Source organism: Vibrio sp. M60_M70 (genome assembly GCF_037162085.1).
Lineage (GTDB): Bacteria > Pseudomonadota > Gammaproteobacteria > Enterobacterales > Vibrionaceae > Vibrio > Vibrio diabolicus.
In genome coordinates this window covers 131608-146377 of record NZ_JARLUL010000002.1, presented here as the reverse complement: position 1 = coordinate 146377, position 14770 = coordinate 131608, and the positions used below count along the sequence as shown (strand labels likewise).

Here is a 14770-nt window from a genome sequence, read left to right as displayed (position 1 = left end):
CAAGTTCAGGTGAACTGTGCCAGAGAACGCCTCTCAAGTTGTGTCAGCTTGAGAGGCGTTTTTTATTGGACGGTGTCAATGAAAGACGGACGTTTACTCAAACGTCACTTCATCAAAATGCGGATTGGCTTTGAGCGCGCGCATTGCGACTAATTGTTCAGTCGGGAAGGCGATGTGCTCACCATCCATATCTAAAAACAAGCACTCTTGTCGCTGCATGTCGTAGCCTGTGTCGAACGCGTTGCCCTGATGAGTTTCACCATTTTTTAGTGTGATCTCGATCGGGAGCTTAAACATACAGGCGATTTCAATAAAATAGTATTGGCTGCAAGTCACCATAGTTTTCTCCTTTCAAACCGACGCAGTATTCAGAAGGTTTGAGAACCGTATCCTTAAATAGAAGACGTTTGATTGAAACTGAATCTTCATCTTACACCTCATTTTGGTCACGAAATAGACATACACGCACGTTTTAATAAACCTACTGTTGAGCGTTCGCAAGCGAGACAAAACTACGATATGTCTGAAACGATACTTAAGCGCACATACCTAACGAGTGAACAAAAGACACAAAAGCCAAGTTCACTGATTCCGCCTCAAACCTACCATGCGCAGCTGGCGCACCGTGTTCACCACTCGCCTCAATTTGAAAACGGCCGCGTTAAAAACGAGATGCCAAATTTGCCTAGTCCGCAATCATTCTGGCAGGTGTGTTGGAGTTATCTTGGTGGTAGAACGCCGTTGAGTCCTAACGAACATCTGCCACATTCCCCAATTCAACCTACGCAGTTTGCGCAGCGAAGTGAATCGATGCGCCTTACTTGGCTGGGCCATTCCACTATGCTGGTGGAGGTCGATGGCATTCGAATTCTGACCGATCCGGTATTTGATTACGCTTCTCCGTTCATCGCAAAAGCTTGGTTTGAACGCAATATTCCCAATACTCACGCCAGAGATTGTTTGCCGATTCCTGAAATTATCGTGATTTCGCACGATCATTACGACCATTTAGAAGCGTCGACCATACGTTTCTACGCCGATAAACCCGTGACGTTTTATGTACCCTTAGGGGTTGGCAAGCATCTGATAAAGTGGGGCGTTTGCGCAGACAACATCGTGGAATTCGATTGGTGGGATAGCGTGCACTATGCCGGAATCGAACTGATTTGTACGCCCGCTAACCATAATTCGGGTCGTACTTATTTCGATAAAAACTCGACCTTGTGGGCTTCTTGGGTCATCAAAGGCAAAGAAGAGACGCTCTATTTTAGTGGCGATTCAGCTTACGATTCGCACTTTTCCGAGATCGCACTGAGATATGGACCAATCGACATTGCTTGTTTGGAAGTGGCTGCTGATGTGAAAGGCCAAGGTTATCCGGTCGAAAACTGGGGGCACATGCAGGCTCATCATACCGTGCAAGCGTTTCGCGATTTAAATGCGAAAAAACTGTTGCCAGTACATTGGGCTACATACGAACTGTTTACTCACCGCTGGGACGAACCGATTTTAGATTTGCTTACCCATTGTAAAAAAGAACATATAACGCTGCTGACGCCAATGCCGGGGCAGAGTTTTTACGTTCATCAAGAACATATAAATAAACAATGGTGGCGAGAAAAAGAAATATGTGAGCCAGATATAATTTTGACTTAATAGCATGATCTTACTTCAATAATTATTTTATAAATTAACCTTGTTATTTTCAGAATATAACAAGGTTTTTACTGGTCATTGAAATTAAAAATTTCCATAGATTCACTTTCCAATTGTGATCTCACGCTTTTATAAATCGATTGGTGTCATTTTTTGATACTTTTCATCTGAAAATTTGCGCTCTTATCAGAAAAGTTTTAGTAAAAATCTTTGCTATCTTAATTTTACTCTTCAAAACAATTATACTGACTATTATCTTGATAAGCCCATAGAGCAATGGCTATAACTTGTTCTGGATGGGTAAAATGTATCCAGTTAAAGAAAAGTAAAAAATCTAATGGATAAGACATGTTTTACGCCAACAAGATAGAATATTGAGACCAAAATCACAAGAGTAGGACTCTCTTGAATTTATCATCATGGATGCTGAATAAATAAAATACAGGCATTGTTAGATGAATAATTCTGCAACGTATTTACTTGCTGCTTTCCGAGAAAAAATAAAAGAAAAAGGCATTGGATATTCTGAGCTTTCTATTGGACTTGGAATCCCGCTTTCTACTATAAAAAGACAGCTTCACAATACGTCTCTTGGTTTAGATAAAATCTTGTTGTACGCCACGCACCTAGATACGGATTTGGTTGAGTTATCCATGCGAGGTAAGCAGCTGCAGCAAGAGAGTGAACAGTTTATCACCGACACCAACAGTGAGATTTTTCATCAATATCCTCACTTATTTGATTTTCTTTATCTTTTGCGTCGACCTGAGTGGTCTTTAGAAGAGATCGCACGGAGATACCAGCTGAGTGATACTTCCGTTGCGCTCTATTTACGTGCACTAGAAATGATGGATTACATTGAACTGAAAGGGGATAAACACTATCAATTTAAAGATACAGGCCGCTTTATTTTTGAAGAAGGTTCAAATTTAGACACGCTATTTGCACAGCGCTTTCGTGAAGAAGTGTTTAGCCACGATATTCGACCTCCAATTTGTGTTGGACGCATTGCGATTACCGAAGAACAAGAAGAAAAACTGGCAAATGAAGTGTACAACAAATTAATTGAGTTTGATGTTCAAAATAAAACCAGTGAAAACAGTCAACGACTAAAAAATGTTTTACTCACTTTTACGCCTGGTAATCAGATATTTTTGGCTGACACAATTCCGAATATTAATGGCGATTTATTAAAATCCATCACTATCGCTAAAGAAAAATAAAAGAATAATTATTGGAAGCTCGTGCTTATTTAGTGCGAGCCGGGCTTCTGCACACTAAAAACTCATTTATATAAATGAGGATATAAAAATAACGTAAATAATAGGGAAAAAGTATGTTTAAAAAGAGCACACTTGCCATTCTGATCGGGGCTACTATTTCGCTTGTTGGATGTGGTTCCAATGATAAAACTGAAATCCGTTTACCACAGGCGCCAACTTCGGAATTTACTAACGTGATTGATCGTACTGGTAATCCAACTTACCTGCGTGATTACGACAGTTATTCGAACCTGAAGTACAACGCGTTGACGGATAACGGCGCGTGGCATGGCCATTTGCTACCTGAAGATGCGGCGGGTTATGGCGCTTTCGGCGGTATTATGCAAGTGACGCAAGAGTACGCGCATTTTATGTCTGGCCAAACGTTCGACAAGCTCACGTTGACCGACAAAGTGAGTGGCCAAACTTACGACTTATCGAACGCAGAAGCGAAAGTCTATTCCATTCCAGGTGCGTTAGTGCAGGTGTTGGACTTGGAGGATATTCACGTGCAAATGGTGCTGCGCTTCGTGACTGATCGCTCTTCGCTGGTGGAAACGCTCATCACTAACAAAACTGATCGTGATATGAACTTGGCGTTGGAGTGGGACGGCGAGTTGGTGAAATACGCGCTGTCGACGCGCAAAGACCAAACCGTTGCGCAGTACTACCCAGATTACAAGCGCCAAATTTCGACCATTGAGAACGGCATTAAAATTAACTTTAGCGAGATGAAAGACAACTGGGCGATCCGTAATGATCGCGATGCCGAGTTCCGCATTACTCGTTCTCTACCGACGAAGACGTTCACCAACGAAACCTCATTCAGTTCTACCGCGGAGATGAGCCTACCAGCTGAGCAAACATCGGCGGTTTATACGGCGTATTCTAACCTGCATAATGCGAAAGAAGTGCAGTCAGAATCGTTGAAATTGCAAGATGTATTGGCGAATCCAACTCAATACATGGAAGCGTCGAAAGCGCGTTGGGACGGCTATTTAGCGAATGGTCTTATCAACAAAGAAGCGACAGCAGACCAAGCTCGCGTAGCGGTAAAAGCGATGGAGACCCTAAACGGTAACTGGCGCTCTGCGGCGGGCGATATTGAACAAGCGACAGTCACGCCATCGGTCACTGCGCGTTGGTTCTCTGGTAACTTAACATGGCCGTGGGATTCGTGGAAACAAGCGTACGCGATGGCGCATTTCAACCCAGATGTTGCGATGGACAACATTCGCACGGTATTCCAAGAGCAAGTTCAAGCTGATGACAAGATTCGTTCGCAAGACAAAGGCTACTTGCTGGATGTATTGACGTACACCAAACCTGTTAGTCGTGGTGGTGCTGGCTCTGAAAACTGGAACGAACGCAATACGAAACCATCGTTGGCGGCATGGTCTGTGATGGAGGTGTATCACGCTCTCGTGAACCAGTTTGATCGCCCAGAAGACGCGCAAAAATTCATTGATGAAATGTATCCGAAGTTGGTGGCATACCACGATTGGTGGCTATCAAACCGCGACCACAACCAAAATGGTGTGCCTGAATACGGCGCGGCAGTGGACCCAGCACACAACACGGAAGAAGGCGTGATGTACGTTTGGGTAGAAACGCGCGATCCTAACTTCACGACCATTATTCCGGCAGAAGACATCATCGAGCAAAACGGTAATTCTTATAAAGTAAAAGGCATGGCGTCTTACAATAAGATTCTTGATGAAGTGGATTACATGACGATTCACGTCGGCGCACAAGAAGCGGCAGGCTGGGAATCGGGCATGGATAACGCGGCTCGTTTTGGTTTTATCTACAATATCCACAACATGAATTCGCAAGCTGAAGACATCAGCAATCCAGACAAAAATGTGGATCAACTTGGTCGCTACGCGGCAAGTGCGTACGGCTTTGATAACAGCATCAAGCTGGAAGGCGAAGAGTGGGTGTACAGCAATACGTCAGCGGAAAACTTAGCGAAACTCGATCTAGCGAAGAAAGATTGGGAAGTTCGTTTTGCAGAAAACCGCACCAACAATAACGCTGCGGACGGCGAGCTGCTTGGCTTCTCTATGCTGCAAGAATCGGTGGATCAAGCCTCTTACATGTACTCAGACAACAAATACTTAGCGGAAATGGCGAAGTTGGTGTCCGATGGCGTAGAAGGTAAAGATCGTGCGCAAGAATTCCTTAACGGCGCAGAAAAAATCAAGACGTACATTAACCAATGTATGTTTGATGAAAGCACAGGATTCTTCTACGACATTCACTTAAATGTGGCTGAAGATGGCACTACTCCTGCACCTCTTGCAAATGGCTGTGCGGGTTTGCCGATTGTAGAGCGTGGAAAAGGCCCTGAAGGTTGGTCGCCGCTGTTTAATGGTGCAGCAACGCAAGAGCATGCCGATAAAGTGATCGCGGTGATGCGTGATCAAGACGAGTTCAACACGCCAGATAAATTCCAAGGAACGGGTGTGCCTTTGCCGACCGCATCGCAAACTAACCCTGCTTACGGTAAAGATGTGTACTGGCGTGGTCGCGTGTGGCTAGACCAAGTGTACTTTGGCTTCCGTGCGATGGAAAACTACGGCTACAAAGAAGAAGCGATTGCGATGGCGAATGAGCTGTTTAACAACGCAGAAGGTATGACGGGTGACATGCCAATCCGTGAAAACTACAACCCAGAGACGGGCGCGGTACAAGGTGCGTCGAACTTCTCTTGGTCTGCGGCGCATTTGTACATGATGTACAACGGATTCTTCAAAAACTAGATCGCACACATTAGGCGCTTTGGATGACCCCCTAGTATTCGTAGCGCTTAACGAACGATAATTCAGTGATAAATAAGACAAACCGGACTGTATTGGCAGTCCGGTTTTTTTATGTCTCTTGTCACACAGATTTTAGTGCTGGGTTAGGGCGCGTTGCCAAATCGAAAGCATCTCTTCACTAAACAAGTAAAAGCGCATGTCGAGTGCCGCGTATTCCGGTCTTTGGCAAACGGCCATCGCGACTTCTGCTGCTTCTTGGGGCGGGTAACCATACACTCCGCAAGAAATCGCAGGCAGTGCCACACTTTGGCAATGCTTGTCGAGCGCGAGATCCAGCGAACGTTGATATGCAGATTCCAACACCGCTTTTGGATCGGCGAATTTATCGTAAATCGGGCCAACGGCATGAATGACGTAACGCGCGTTTAAATTGCCAGCCTCAGTAATGCGTGCGTCACCAAACGGGCATCGAATACCGTCGACATCATCAACGGCATAACACGCATTGATAAGCGCAGGCCCTGCTGCGCGATGAATGGCACCATCGACGCCACCTCCGCCGAGCATTCTCGGGTTTGCTGCATTCACGATGGCATCGACATGTGCGGTGGTAATGTCGCCTTGGACTAACGAGATCGCGTTCATTTTTTTGAGCCTTCTACAATGATGAGAAACAAATGGTCAGTAACACAGTTAAGTGTAGCTTACTCATCAATCACTTGAGGTTTTAACTCGACGACATTTCCTTCCGGATCATGTATATAGAGTGATCTACCGAACCCTTGTGCGCCATACCGCTTCGCAAACTCTTCGGTTTCAATGCCGTTCGAACGCAGATATTCCAGTATTTCATTTTCGGAAAAAGGCGCTAGTTGCAGGCAAAAATGGTCAATATTACGACCATTTTGAACTGGTGGCTTTCCGCCAAGTTGCCCTAACTCGCTGTCCACCGTCACCACATCAATCAATGCGTTACCAGCCCTGAGCTGGGTTAAACCAAGCTCCATTACTTCGCGCTCGACAGGGCAGCCCAAAATATCTCGATAGAAATGCAACATGGCGTCGAGGTTGCACGTTCTTAACACGACATGATCAAGGGCTTGGATTGCGATTGGGTTGTTGGTGGGCATGCTTCACTCCTTTTGTGCGGTTATGGAAAAGTATACGACCTGAACGTCCATATTGATCGTTAAGCCATTTTTAACATATGCGCATTTAGTCATAAAGAGTGCGTTTAAGAAGAGAGAAAGAGTTTTTGGCGAAACGCCTTGATGTGCGACCGAGTCAGGCGTTTAGGCCTGTAGCAAATTGGTCGCGCGCCCAAGCTCGCAAACATTGATATTCAGCAACAATTAAAAAGGTTTGGATTAGATTAAAATCCATACGATACCTAAATAAAAATAATCACTAGATTCAGTGGGCGTCTCTTTGATTTTTGGGCTTGATGTTCGCCCTAGACACCCACCTTGAAATAAGCCTCCTTAACGTACTTACGAGCTAAGGAGGCGACAGAGCAGTGGTTCGTTAAAACGAATTATTTAACTACTTTGATCTCAGGCATTTGATACTCACCACTTTGGATTGCATCGTCAGCGCCGTAGAAACGCATGATGGCGTAGAACGGTTTTTCAGGTACTGGCAAGAAGTTTGGATCGTCTGCACGGCCTTTCTCGTTCGCACTCATGTAAATGGTGTAGTAACCGTCTTTGTCCGCTTTCATGGTTCGGTCGCCACGGCTGTGACGGTTTAGGTCGTTTTTCGCCATCAAACGGTTGTCGTTGCCGTAAATAGTAACAGACCAGAATTCGCTGACGTTCGGCGCTTTAAAGCGCATCACGTAATCATGCTTCGAACCATCCAGTTTTTGACCAGTGCTGTCGAAATCTGATTTACGGTAAGACGCTTCGATAGGTGGTAAGCCCCACTGACCAAGGTAAGTACCTTCTGCAAAAATATCGCGTGGCGCATCACCCAAGGTATCGCGTGTACCAAGCAACGTACGAGCATCTGTCATTTTAGGCGCAAGTTCGACGAGGTGTTCCATGCCTTTCTTCTCACCAATTTTTGCCAGTTTTAGCTGCTCAGGTGTGAAGTCAGTTTTGCATGGTTCAACGCCGATAGATTGGTATTTGTCCAACCACTGTTTGTCCGCATTGCCCATCGAACCATCACATAGCACGAAGTTCACGCGTTCAAGCCATGTTGAATTTTTTGGATCTGGATACGTTCTTTGTACTGGTTTTGGACCGTTCTTACCTAAATATTCCGATAGGGTACGAATGTTCCATTGGTCCATGTAGTTAAGCGCGACTTTCGCATCTTCGTCATTCACTGCCATGATGCGACCCATCAACTTCACAAGGTTGCTGTCTACGCGAACCACTTCGTCGACAGACGCTGGCACTTCACCTTGCCAATCTTGTGCTGCAAACATGAACTGGCCACCTTTTGTGCCGCGAGTACGAGAACTGAACGCTGCGTTGGTGTAATGGCCCATGTCCATTGTGTGCAAGATCCAGTAACGGCCTTTATCCATATCAGGCACGCTCACAATGACAGGTTCTGCAGCAACATCTAACCAGCCCATAAGGTGAAGCGTATCGTTATTAATGGTTGGGTGAGAGGTGTAAGAGTCATCAGCTAGAGCTCGAATATTCTGAAAGCGGTTGAGCGGATAGTTGTTTTCTACCGCCGTGTGATAGAAAAACTTGTACGCTTCATCGATAGAGTAGCCGTAGATATAAGCATCTTCTGCAAGATCAACATTGGTGTTAGCCGCAAATACAGGGCTGGCACCTAGCGCTGATAATCCCAATAGAGTAACGAGTAATTTTTGTTTCATGGCTGGTTTCATCCATTTGGTTGTGAGGATATGTTTCCAGCTAAGCTTAGTCGTTAACCCGTTTATTACAGAAATGAATTGTGGGTATTTAGTCTATATCAAAAGTGATATGATCTGAGAAAAGCTAAAGAGATAACGTTGATGAACTTTGATTACAATTTGCTCAAGGTGCTTGCAGTGATTCTTGAAACACGCAACACCACAACGGCTGCGGAGCGTTTGTGCACCAGCCAGCCTGCTGTGAGCCGAAGCTTGCGTAAAATTCGGGATTTGTTTAACGACGACATTTTAGTGCGCAAGGGCACCAATATGGAGCTCACGCCGAAAGCCGAAGAGATCAAAGCGCAGCTTTCTGGGATCATCAACGACATCGACAAGCTGGTGAATGTTTCTCATGGTTTTGATCCCGCGACCGAAAGCAGTGTTCTGCGTGTTGCGATCAACTCGTCCATTGCGCAATGGCTTTCTGCCGCGTTTACTCAGCTGCTAGCCAAAGAAGCGCCGTTTATGAACTTGGTGATCGAAGACTGGACGGAAACCACGCCAGACAAAATTGATGCGGGTGAAATCGCTTTTGGCATCAACTATTTCCCTATGAAATTGCCGAAGCATCTGGTTCAGAAAAAAGGCGGGCGGGACGACTTTGCTCTGGCCTGTCGCGCGACGCATCCGCATGGTGGCAAACGCATGTATTTGGATGACATTTCAGAGTACGCGTACGCGGTTCACATCATCCAACATTGGAATGAAAAAGAAGATCACATCTCGCGCTTATTACAGCCTTTTTCAGTTGTCCCAAGAATTCAACTGCGTACCACGCACATTAACACCATTTTGAATTTGGTTGCGGATAGCGATGTGTTGTTTCCTTGTTCGCGTCACTTGATCAATCAGTTAGATAAGCGTTTTTCTTTTATTGAATTTGATGACGCGCTGCCGAAATTAGAAGGTAACTTCGGTTACGTTTACAGCGTAAAGCGCCGTAATGATCCGTTGATATTGTGGGTTAACAATACCGTTGAATCGTTGATGAAGTCGTTAGGCATTGAGTCGTAACAATGGTTGGTAAAACGGTTTGAACAACCGGGTTCGATAACGCACTGATCCCGGTTGTGTTGCTTGATGCAATTACTCGTATTCAGAAGCGTAAGTTTCTTCATAAGTGTGCGAGTAAAGTTCGAACAGGTTGCCGAATGGGTCTTCTAGATAGACCATTTTCGCAGGCTTGTTATCGTCTTCTGGGTGGTAACGCATGATGTCCATACGAACTTTGCCACCCAACGCTTCAGTGCGCTTGATTGCACCTTCAAAATCGTCCGTCTGCAAACAGAAATGGAAGATTCCGATGCGAGAAAAATCCACTTCATGGCGCTCTTGACGCTCTTTCATTTCAAATAATTCAAGTCCGATGCCATCACTTGTCACTAGATGCGCAATGTTGAAGCCTTTAAAGCCCTCACCAAAGACCGCAATACACATTCTGCCAATTGCGGTTTCGCGTTCTTCAATCACTTTCGTGTTGCCCATAACGACTTTTAGACAAAGCGCTTGCGTGTAAAACTCAACCGCTTTATCCATATCTCCGACCATAATACCGACATGATTCATTTTCATTTGTTTGCTCCCAACATGTGTGCTTAAACGTTGTTTTGTTTCGATGTAGGAGAGTATATGGTGCGGTTTTAATTACATGAAATTATCATAAGTTATAAAAATAATAATTTTTTGTAATCATCATGAGCGGGGTTCGAGCTAATTGGCTAATGCCTCAACAGCTTGCTGTACCGAGGTGAAGTGAATTTTGATGATGCATCTTTGTGCGAGACTAAACTCATGCGACTGGATGAGTGACGTAACTTCCTCGACGGACAGAGTGCGTTCTTCCGGTTGTAAAACGGTGGTGTTCGAATCGTTGTATTGCAACCCGAACGTGTTGCCATTTGAGTCAATTACGTAATCATCTGGCCCCAAAATGAGCGCTTCGCATTCGGAATCAAGATCGGCATGAGAACGCAAATAGATAAGTTCATCGTCGCCATCGAGTTTCAATAAACATGGCCATGTAACCATGGGGCCTCCGGTGTAGTGGCTAAAATTGTTCCAATGTCTGAAAGGGCAAGGTGAGCGCTGGCATTCAAGGTTTTGGCCTTAAACCGCAGTCAAAAATTACGTGTGTTGAGCAATAATCGAAAACAGCTCGTCAACCGTTCTTGCCACGTAATCTGGTTGCACGCTCCAATGCTCTGGCATCGCGCCGCTGTAAGCTGCTGCAACGGCAATCACTTTACTTTGGCCACCCAACTGCTGTTCGATGTTGCGTGCGAATTGCGTGTCGGCTTCATGGTCACCGATGTACATCAGCTGTCTATTTTCTGCGTGACCAAAAATCGACTCAACGCATTTGATGCCACTGTACGCATCGGGCTTTTGGTGTCCGTTCGAGACGTCATCATACCCGACGATGGATTTAAACGGCGCGCTGATGCCGTTGTCGGACAGCACTCGACGAATATTGCTTTGTGAGTTTTGAGAGCAAATGCCGTGAGGCAGCTGCGCAAACTCTTTAATAACGCCATCAATGCCTTCAAACAGGGTTACTGGTGTTTGGTTTTTCTCTTGATATTCTGCCCATAAACCACCAGCTTTTAGCATTTCATCATGGGACATGCCATAGTAATCCACGTACAGCTCTTGCCAGTTTTTCGCCGCGTGGTTTGCGTAGTTATAGTTGGCTTCTGAATGGAGATATTTCGGTAAATTATCGCCAGTTAAATGCGGGGCAACGATGGCTAAGATCGCTTTGGTGATGTCGATGTTTTTCGGTACAGAGTTTACGAGTGTCCCATCGTAATCCCACAATATGGCGTCTAATTTCATTCAACGTTCTCGTTGTTATTGATGGTTAAAAGCTGGAACCGGGTTGCTGCAAAAATGCTAACTCTTCAGGTGTGCTTTCTCTACCCAAGATGGCGTTGCGATGTGGGTAACGTCCAAATTGGTCGATGATGGCTTTGTGTTTTAGCTCAAAATCGTAGTTATTTTCAAGCCCTGATGCGCGAAACAATTTCTCAGCTTCGACATGAATACGTCGAGATTCGCTGTGCATAAACGGCATGTACAAAAAGCTTAGCTGCTCAAGCGCTAATTCTTGATCGTGTCCTAACCGAATTGCTTCTTGAGCCAATGCTAATGCGAGTGGGTCTTGTGCAAATGCTTTTGGGGTGTTGCGATACACATTACGTGAAAACTGGTCGAGGACGATGATTTCGGCCAATCGTCCTTGTGCGCTGTCACGCCAATTAAACAGTTCACAATGAGCGGCTTGTTCTAGTACCGAGGCAAATCGTGACGCAATATGTTTGTCCAGTTCTGGGTTGTTTTCAAACCAGTTTTGAGGTGTCAGCTCTTCGAACCAGAACTTGATGATTTGTTGATGCATGGCGCTTCCTTTTGTTGTGCCTTAATAGTAAAAAGCCAGAAGCGTGGCTTCTGGCTCTTGGCGTGTTATCGACCATAAGTCTCTACGATGTAACGTTCAAAATCGTCACACATTTGTTCGTCAGAGATGGCGTTGCTTGCCAGTTCTTTACTGCCGTCGACGACTTTAATCATCGCGTTCAGTGAAGCAACTGGTGCTCGTTCTCGTGTTGCAAGTGAGTCGATTTTTTTCTGCTGCACTTCCCACGCCTGTTCTGGGGATAGATTACACACGTCCGCTAGGTACTTAGCATTGAACCCCTCGCCAGTCAGGCTGAAAATGGTTTCGTTGTGCGACAAATGATTGCCTGCGTGCCAGTAGTGTTTTGCCAGCAGTGGGCCAATTTCTGGGTTATCCGTCAGATAGCCAAACTTCTCAAGGAAGTATGCACGGGTCTGGTACACCGCCATGTGCGCGAGTAGGTAACCTTGATACGCACAAGCCGCTTCGTCGGATAGCAAATGTGGAATCGCCATCAGTGGGCGAGGGCTGCATTCCAAACCAAGGATCTGTTTTTCACAATCGCGAGCCAGCTTAGTGATGCGCTCTGGCGTTAACTCGTCATCGCTAAGTTGATATAACGCGCGTTCAAAGTACGGCACAACCAAGATGCTACGTTCTTCATAAGCTTTGAATGGCTGACGACTGTTGATCATCGCTTGAATGATCTCATCAGGAACCGGATTCCCTTCATCATCCAGTGCGTATTGTTTTAGCCAATCGGCATCGGTTAACAGGCTGTCACAGAACATCGACTGAGTTTCTGCATAAGCCATTGAAGTCGGCGCAAACTCCTGCGAGAAACAAGGCGCGTTCATTTTTACGTTCGCAAAGTGTGCTGCGTGGCCACCTTCGTGGAACAGCGTGTTAATGCCATCGTAGCCGCTGCCCACTTGGTCTGGTTTGGCATTGCTGGTGAAGTTCACCTGTGCTGCGACCCATTCGCCTTGATTGTAGAAAGAAGGGATCGGGCCGTGGCAGAACCCGTTCGGGTACTTACCTTTGCGGTCTAACAAATCCAGCGTTAGCGTCGCGCCAGAGTAATCAATATTCAGACGACCAAACGATTCTACCCAGCGTCTCAGAGATTTAGAGAACGGCACGTATGGGTCAAGGTCACGCATGACGTCACCCGCGAACGAGTAAACAAAGTTGAAGCCCGTTAGTGCGCTTGCGCCTTTCTCTTTCGCCAAGTTTTCTAAGCTGTTTAGGTGCGCATCTCGCGTGCGTTGTTCGAAATCTTCCAAAATCTCAAACAGCTGCTCAGAGCTCATCTTTTCCGTTTTTTGCACGGAGTAATCAAAGAAGGTCGCATAACCAAGTGAGCGAGCGAACTGGTTGCGCAGTTTGATCAGTTCTATAAAGCCGTTTTGCAGTAGCCATTGTTCAAGGTTCAGCAACGCTTGATGAGCCGATTGGCGAACTTCTTCATGATTGTTGGTGCGAATGGTTGAGCTCAATACTGGCAGTGAACCTTCCACTTGCTCGCCGTTTTCATCGGTAAACGTTTGTACGTGGTTCTGTTTTTTCTCGAACAGCTCAGCTTCAAAAGCAATGAGCTGATTTTTCAACGCCTGTGCTTTTTCGCCCTCGATTGCGTGAGATTCAAACATCGCCAGCCAACCAGAAAGACCCGTAATGGTTTGCTGTTTCTCTTGTGGGTCGGTAATTGAGTCCGCGGCTTCAAGCTGTTGTTTGATGGCAGTAATTTGCTCGGCGTTGCTCAAAAAGCTTGTCCATGCGGTTTGTGCTCGCGTCGAGCCATCATGGTCATCGCTGATCCCCATGTAAGTTTCCCAAAAGAAATCTTCTTTGGTGCGGTGAATCACGAGGTAACGTTGATTGAGGTCGTTGAGATAATCCGTTGCGGTCATTTTGATCCTTCAAATGGTTGGGAGTAGACCCCTAATTATTGCACGCTTGTTGATAATAAAGGAGGGACAAATTAATTTGCTGGTAGTGTACTGCGTAAACGTGATTTTACTATTTGTTTACATTTTAATGAGTTAGCAGGAGTTGTTACGCGTTCGGAGTGCGCAGTGTTAAGACTGGCACGGGTTTTACAGTTCATCAGTTAATTAATCTGTGAGGCGCTCTCGATGATCTTTGTCATGTGTAATAATATTTCTATATCGCGGCAGTACATATGGAAACGATATGATAAATAAGACAAAAGTTACGCTATTGGCGCTAGGTACGATTTTGGTTGGATGCTCTTCAGTCACGCCGCCAAGAAATGATGCGGTCGAGAACATTCAACAAAAGTGCTCCGTAATTTTAAGCAGTGATGTTTCAGGTGAACAGCGCTGGCAGACATACAACGGCTTGCTTGTAGAATATGCTGTGCATGGCATTAAAACTCAGGCGCAGTTAGAACGCTTTGAAGCGTTTGTGCAGCGAGTACAAAATGATGAATCTGGACAGTTAGTTACCGAGCTGATTGAAGTCACCGATTGGGGATGCTCAAACGGCAATTATCTTGAAGAGATGGGCTTGTTTATTCAAGAAGTTCAAAAGTAAAAAACCGAGCGTTAAGTCGCTCGGTTTTTCTGTTTATGGAGCGCTTTGTGCGCTGGCCCGTCAGGACGCTTACTCCTCTGGGTACTCGCCCATACCTTGCGTTTTACCTTCCGCTTTCCAATGCTCACCGGGGTCAAATGCTTCATCGCATAAATCTACGGTGTAGCCCATTTCTGTGATTTCCTTTAATGTGAGATTATCTGCAATTTTTGCGACTTCACCCGATTTATTACGTAATTCCATGTTG

Annotated in this window: 15 protein-coding genes; 5 read left to right on the top strand and 10 right to left on the bottom strand. The window is 45.6% G+C overall.

From position 1 onward, the window contains the following. Window positions 1–93 precede the first annotated feature (93 nt). Complete coding sequence (locus tag P4S59_RS16470; protein ID WP_337168694.1) at window positions 94–339, bottom strand: Rho-binding antiterminator; 246 nt, start codon at window positions 337–339, stop codon at window positions 94–96. Between the two features lie 180 nt (window positions 340–519). Here P4S59_RS16470 and P4S59_RS16465 point away from each other — a divergent pair, with 180 nt between their 5' ends. From P4S59_RS16465 to ygjK, 3 genes are all read left to right on the top strand, one after another. Beyond that, window positions 520–1656 (top strand): MBL fold metallo-hydrolase, encoded by a 1137-nt coding sequence (locus P4S59_RS16465; RefSeq protein WP_337169193.1) that lies wholly within the window; start codon window positions 520–522, stop codon window positions 1654–1656. Between the two features lie 455 nt (window positions 1657–2111). Then, window positions 2112–2879 (top strand): transcriptional regulator, encoded by a 768-nt coding sequence (locus P4S59_RS16460; RefSeq protein WP_337168693.1) that lies wholly within the window; start codon window positions 2112–2114, stop codon window positions 2877–2879. A 113-nt stretch (window positions 2880–2992) separates the two neighbouring features. Next, window positions 2993–5683 carry an alpha-glucosidase gene (gene ygjK, locus P4S59_RS16455; RefSeq protein WP_337168692.1) on the top strand — a complete coding sequence of 897 codons (2691 nt, stop codon included), beginning with the start codon at window positions 2993–2995 and terminating at the stop codon, window positions 5681–5683. Between the two features lie 132 nt (window positions 5684–5815). Here the strand turns inward: ygjK and P4S59_RS16450 are convergent, their stop codons facing one another. The 3 genes from P4S59_RS16450 to P4S59_RS16440 form a co-directional block, all read right to left on the bottom strand. Beyond that, window positions 5816–6328: an O-acetyl-ADP-ribose deacetylase gene (locus P4S59_RS16450; protein ID WP_046875590.1), complete on the bottom strand. Its 513-nt coding sequence runs from the start codon at window positions 6326–6328 to the stop codon at window positions 5816–5818. Between the two features lie 59 nt (window positions 6329–6387). Beyond that, window positions 6388–6813, bottom strand: a complete 426-nt coding sequence (locus P4S59_RS16445; protein ID WP_005391937.1) for a VOC family protein — start codon at window positions 6811–6813, stop codon at window positions 6388–6390. A 404-nt stretch (window positions 6814–7217) separates the two neighbouring features. Then, window positions 7218–8525 (bottom strand): DUF1254 domain-containing protein, encoded by a 1308-nt coding sequence (locus P4S59_RS16440; protein WP_337168691.1) that lies wholly within the window; start codon window positions 8523–8525, stop codon window positions 7218–7220. Window positions 8526–8666: 141 nt separating this feature from the next. Between P4S59_RS16440 and P4S59_RS16435 the strand changes: the two genes are divergently transcribed. Beyond that, entirely contained in the window at window positions 8667–9581 is a 915-nt protein-coding gene (locus P4S59_RS16435) for a LysR family transcriptional regulator (RefSeq protein WP_337168690.1), read from the top strand. 72 nt (window positions 9582–9653) lie between these two features. Here P4S59_RS16435 and P4S59_RS16430 read toward each other — a convergent pair whose 3' ends face one another. From P4S59_RS16430 to P4S59_RS16410, 5 genes are all read right to left on the bottom strand, one after another. After that, window positions 9654–10139, bottom strand: coding sequence for a VOC family protein (locus P4S59_RS16430; protein ID WP_337168689.1), 486 nt, complete (start codon window positions 10137–10139; stop codon window positions 9654–9656). A gap of 138 nt (window positions 10140–10277) precedes the next feature. After that, a complete protein-coding gene (locus P4S59_RS16425; RefSeq protein WP_025506254.1) occupies window positions 10278–10595 on the bottom strand; it encodes a DUF4144 domain-containing protein in 318 nt (105 codons plus the stop codon). A gap of 96 nt (window positions 10596–10691) precedes the next feature. After that, window positions 10692–11402 (bottom strand): HAD family hydrolase, encoded by a 711-nt coding sequence (locus P4S59_RS16420; RefSeq protein WP_337168688.1) that lies wholly within the window; start codon window positions 11400–11402, stop codon window positions 10692–10694. 25 nt (window positions 11403–11427) lie between these two features. Continuing rightward, window positions 11428–11964 carry a DUF924 family protein gene (locus P4S59_RS16415; RefSeq protein ID WP_337168687.1) on the bottom strand — a complete coding sequence of 179 codons (537 nt, stop codon included), beginning with the start codon at window positions 11962–11964 and terminating at the stop codon, window positions 11428–11430. Between the two features lie 65 nt (window positions 11965–12029). Beyond that, window positions 12030–13877, bottom strand: a complete 1848-nt coding sequence (locus P4S59_RS16410; RefSeq protein WP_337168686.1) for a M3 family metallopeptidase — start codon at window positions 13875–13877, stop codon at window positions 12030–12032. A 283-nt stretch (window positions 13878–14160) separates the two neighbouring features. Between P4S59_RS16410 and P4S59_RS16405 the strand changes: the two genes are divergently transcribed. After that, entirely contained in the window at window positions 14161–14523 is a 363-nt protein-coding gene (locus tag P4S59_RS16405) for a hypothetical protein (RefSeq protein WP_047009761.1), read from the top strand. Between the two features lie 69 nt (window positions 14524–14592). On the opposite strand, the gene P4S59_RS16400 is transcribed toward P4S59_RS16405, so the two are convergent. Next, window positions 14593–14766: a hypothetical protein gene (locus P4S59_RS16400; RefSeq protein ID WP_005391896.1), complete on the bottom strand. Its 174-nt coding sequence runs from the start codon at window positions 14764–14766 to the stop codon at window positions 14593–14595. Window positions 14767–14770 lie beyond the last annotated feature (4 nt).

What these genes read in the sequence shown, in the direction of transcription:
- P4S59_RS16470 (WP_337168694.1), bottom strand. Translation starts at nt 339, where the DNA reads ATGGTGACTTGCAGCCAATACTATTTTATTGAAATCGCCTGTATGTTT.
- P4S59_RS16465 (WP_337169193.1), top strand. Translation starts at nt 520, where the DNA reads ATGTCTGAAACGATACTTAAGCGCACATACCTAACGAGTGAACAAAAG.
- P4S59_RS16460 (WP_337168693.1), top strand. Translation starts at nt 2,112, where the DNA reads ATGAATAATTCTGCAACGTATTTACTTGCTGCTTTCCGAGAAAAAATA.
- ygjK (WP_337168692.1), top strand. Translation starts at nt 2,993, where the DNA reads ATGTTTAAAAAGAGCACACTTGCCATTCTGATCGGGGCTACTATTTCG.
- P4S59_RS16450 (WP_046875590.1), bottom strand. Translation starts at nt 6,328, where the DNA reads ATGAACGCGATCTCGTTAGTCCAAGGCGACATTACCACCGCACATGTC.
- P4S59_RS16445 (WP_005391937.1), bottom strand. Translation starts at nt 6,813, where the DNA reads ATGCCCACCAACAACCCAATCGCAATCCAAGCCCTTGATCATGTCGTG.
- P4S59_RS16440 (WP_337168691.1), bottom strand. Translation starts at nt 8,525, where the DNA reads ATGAAACAAAAATTACTCGTTACTCTATTGGGATTATCAGCGCTAGGT.
- P4S59_RS16435 (WP_337168690.1), top strand. Translation starts at nt 8,667, where the DNA reads ATGAACTTTGATTACAATTTGCTCAAGGTGCTTGCAGTGATTCTTGAA.
- P4S59_RS16430 (WP_337168689.1), bottom strand. Translation starts at nt 10,139, where the DNA reads ATGAAAATGAATCATGTCGGTATTATGGTCGGAGATATGGATAAAGCG.
- P4S59_RS16425 (WP_025506254.1), bottom strand. Translation starts at nt 10,595, where the DNA reads ATGGTTACATGGCCATGTTTATTGAAACTCGATGGCGACGATGAACTT.
- P4S59_RS16420 (WP_337168688.1), bottom strand. Translation starts at nt 11,402, where the DNA reads ATGAAATTAGACGCCATATTGTGGGATTACGATGGGACACTCGTAAAC.
- P4S59_RS16415 (WP_337168687.1), bottom strand. Translation starts at nt 11,964, where the DNA reads ATGCATCAACAAATCATCAAGTTCTGGTTCGAAGAGCTGACACCTCAA.
- P4S59_RS16410 (WP_337168686.1), bottom strand. Translation starts at nt 13,877, where the DNA reads ATGACCGCAACGGATTATCTCAACGACCTCAATCAACGTTACCTCGTG.
- P4S59_RS16405 (WP_047009761.1), top strand. Translation starts at nt 14,161, where the DNA reads ATGATAAATAAGACAAAAGTTACGCTATTGGCGCTAGGTACGATTTTG.
- P4S59_RS16400 (WP_005391896.1), bottom strand. Translation starts at nt 14,766, where the DNA reads ATGGAATTACGTAATAAATCGGGTGAAGTCGCAAAAATTGCAGATAAT.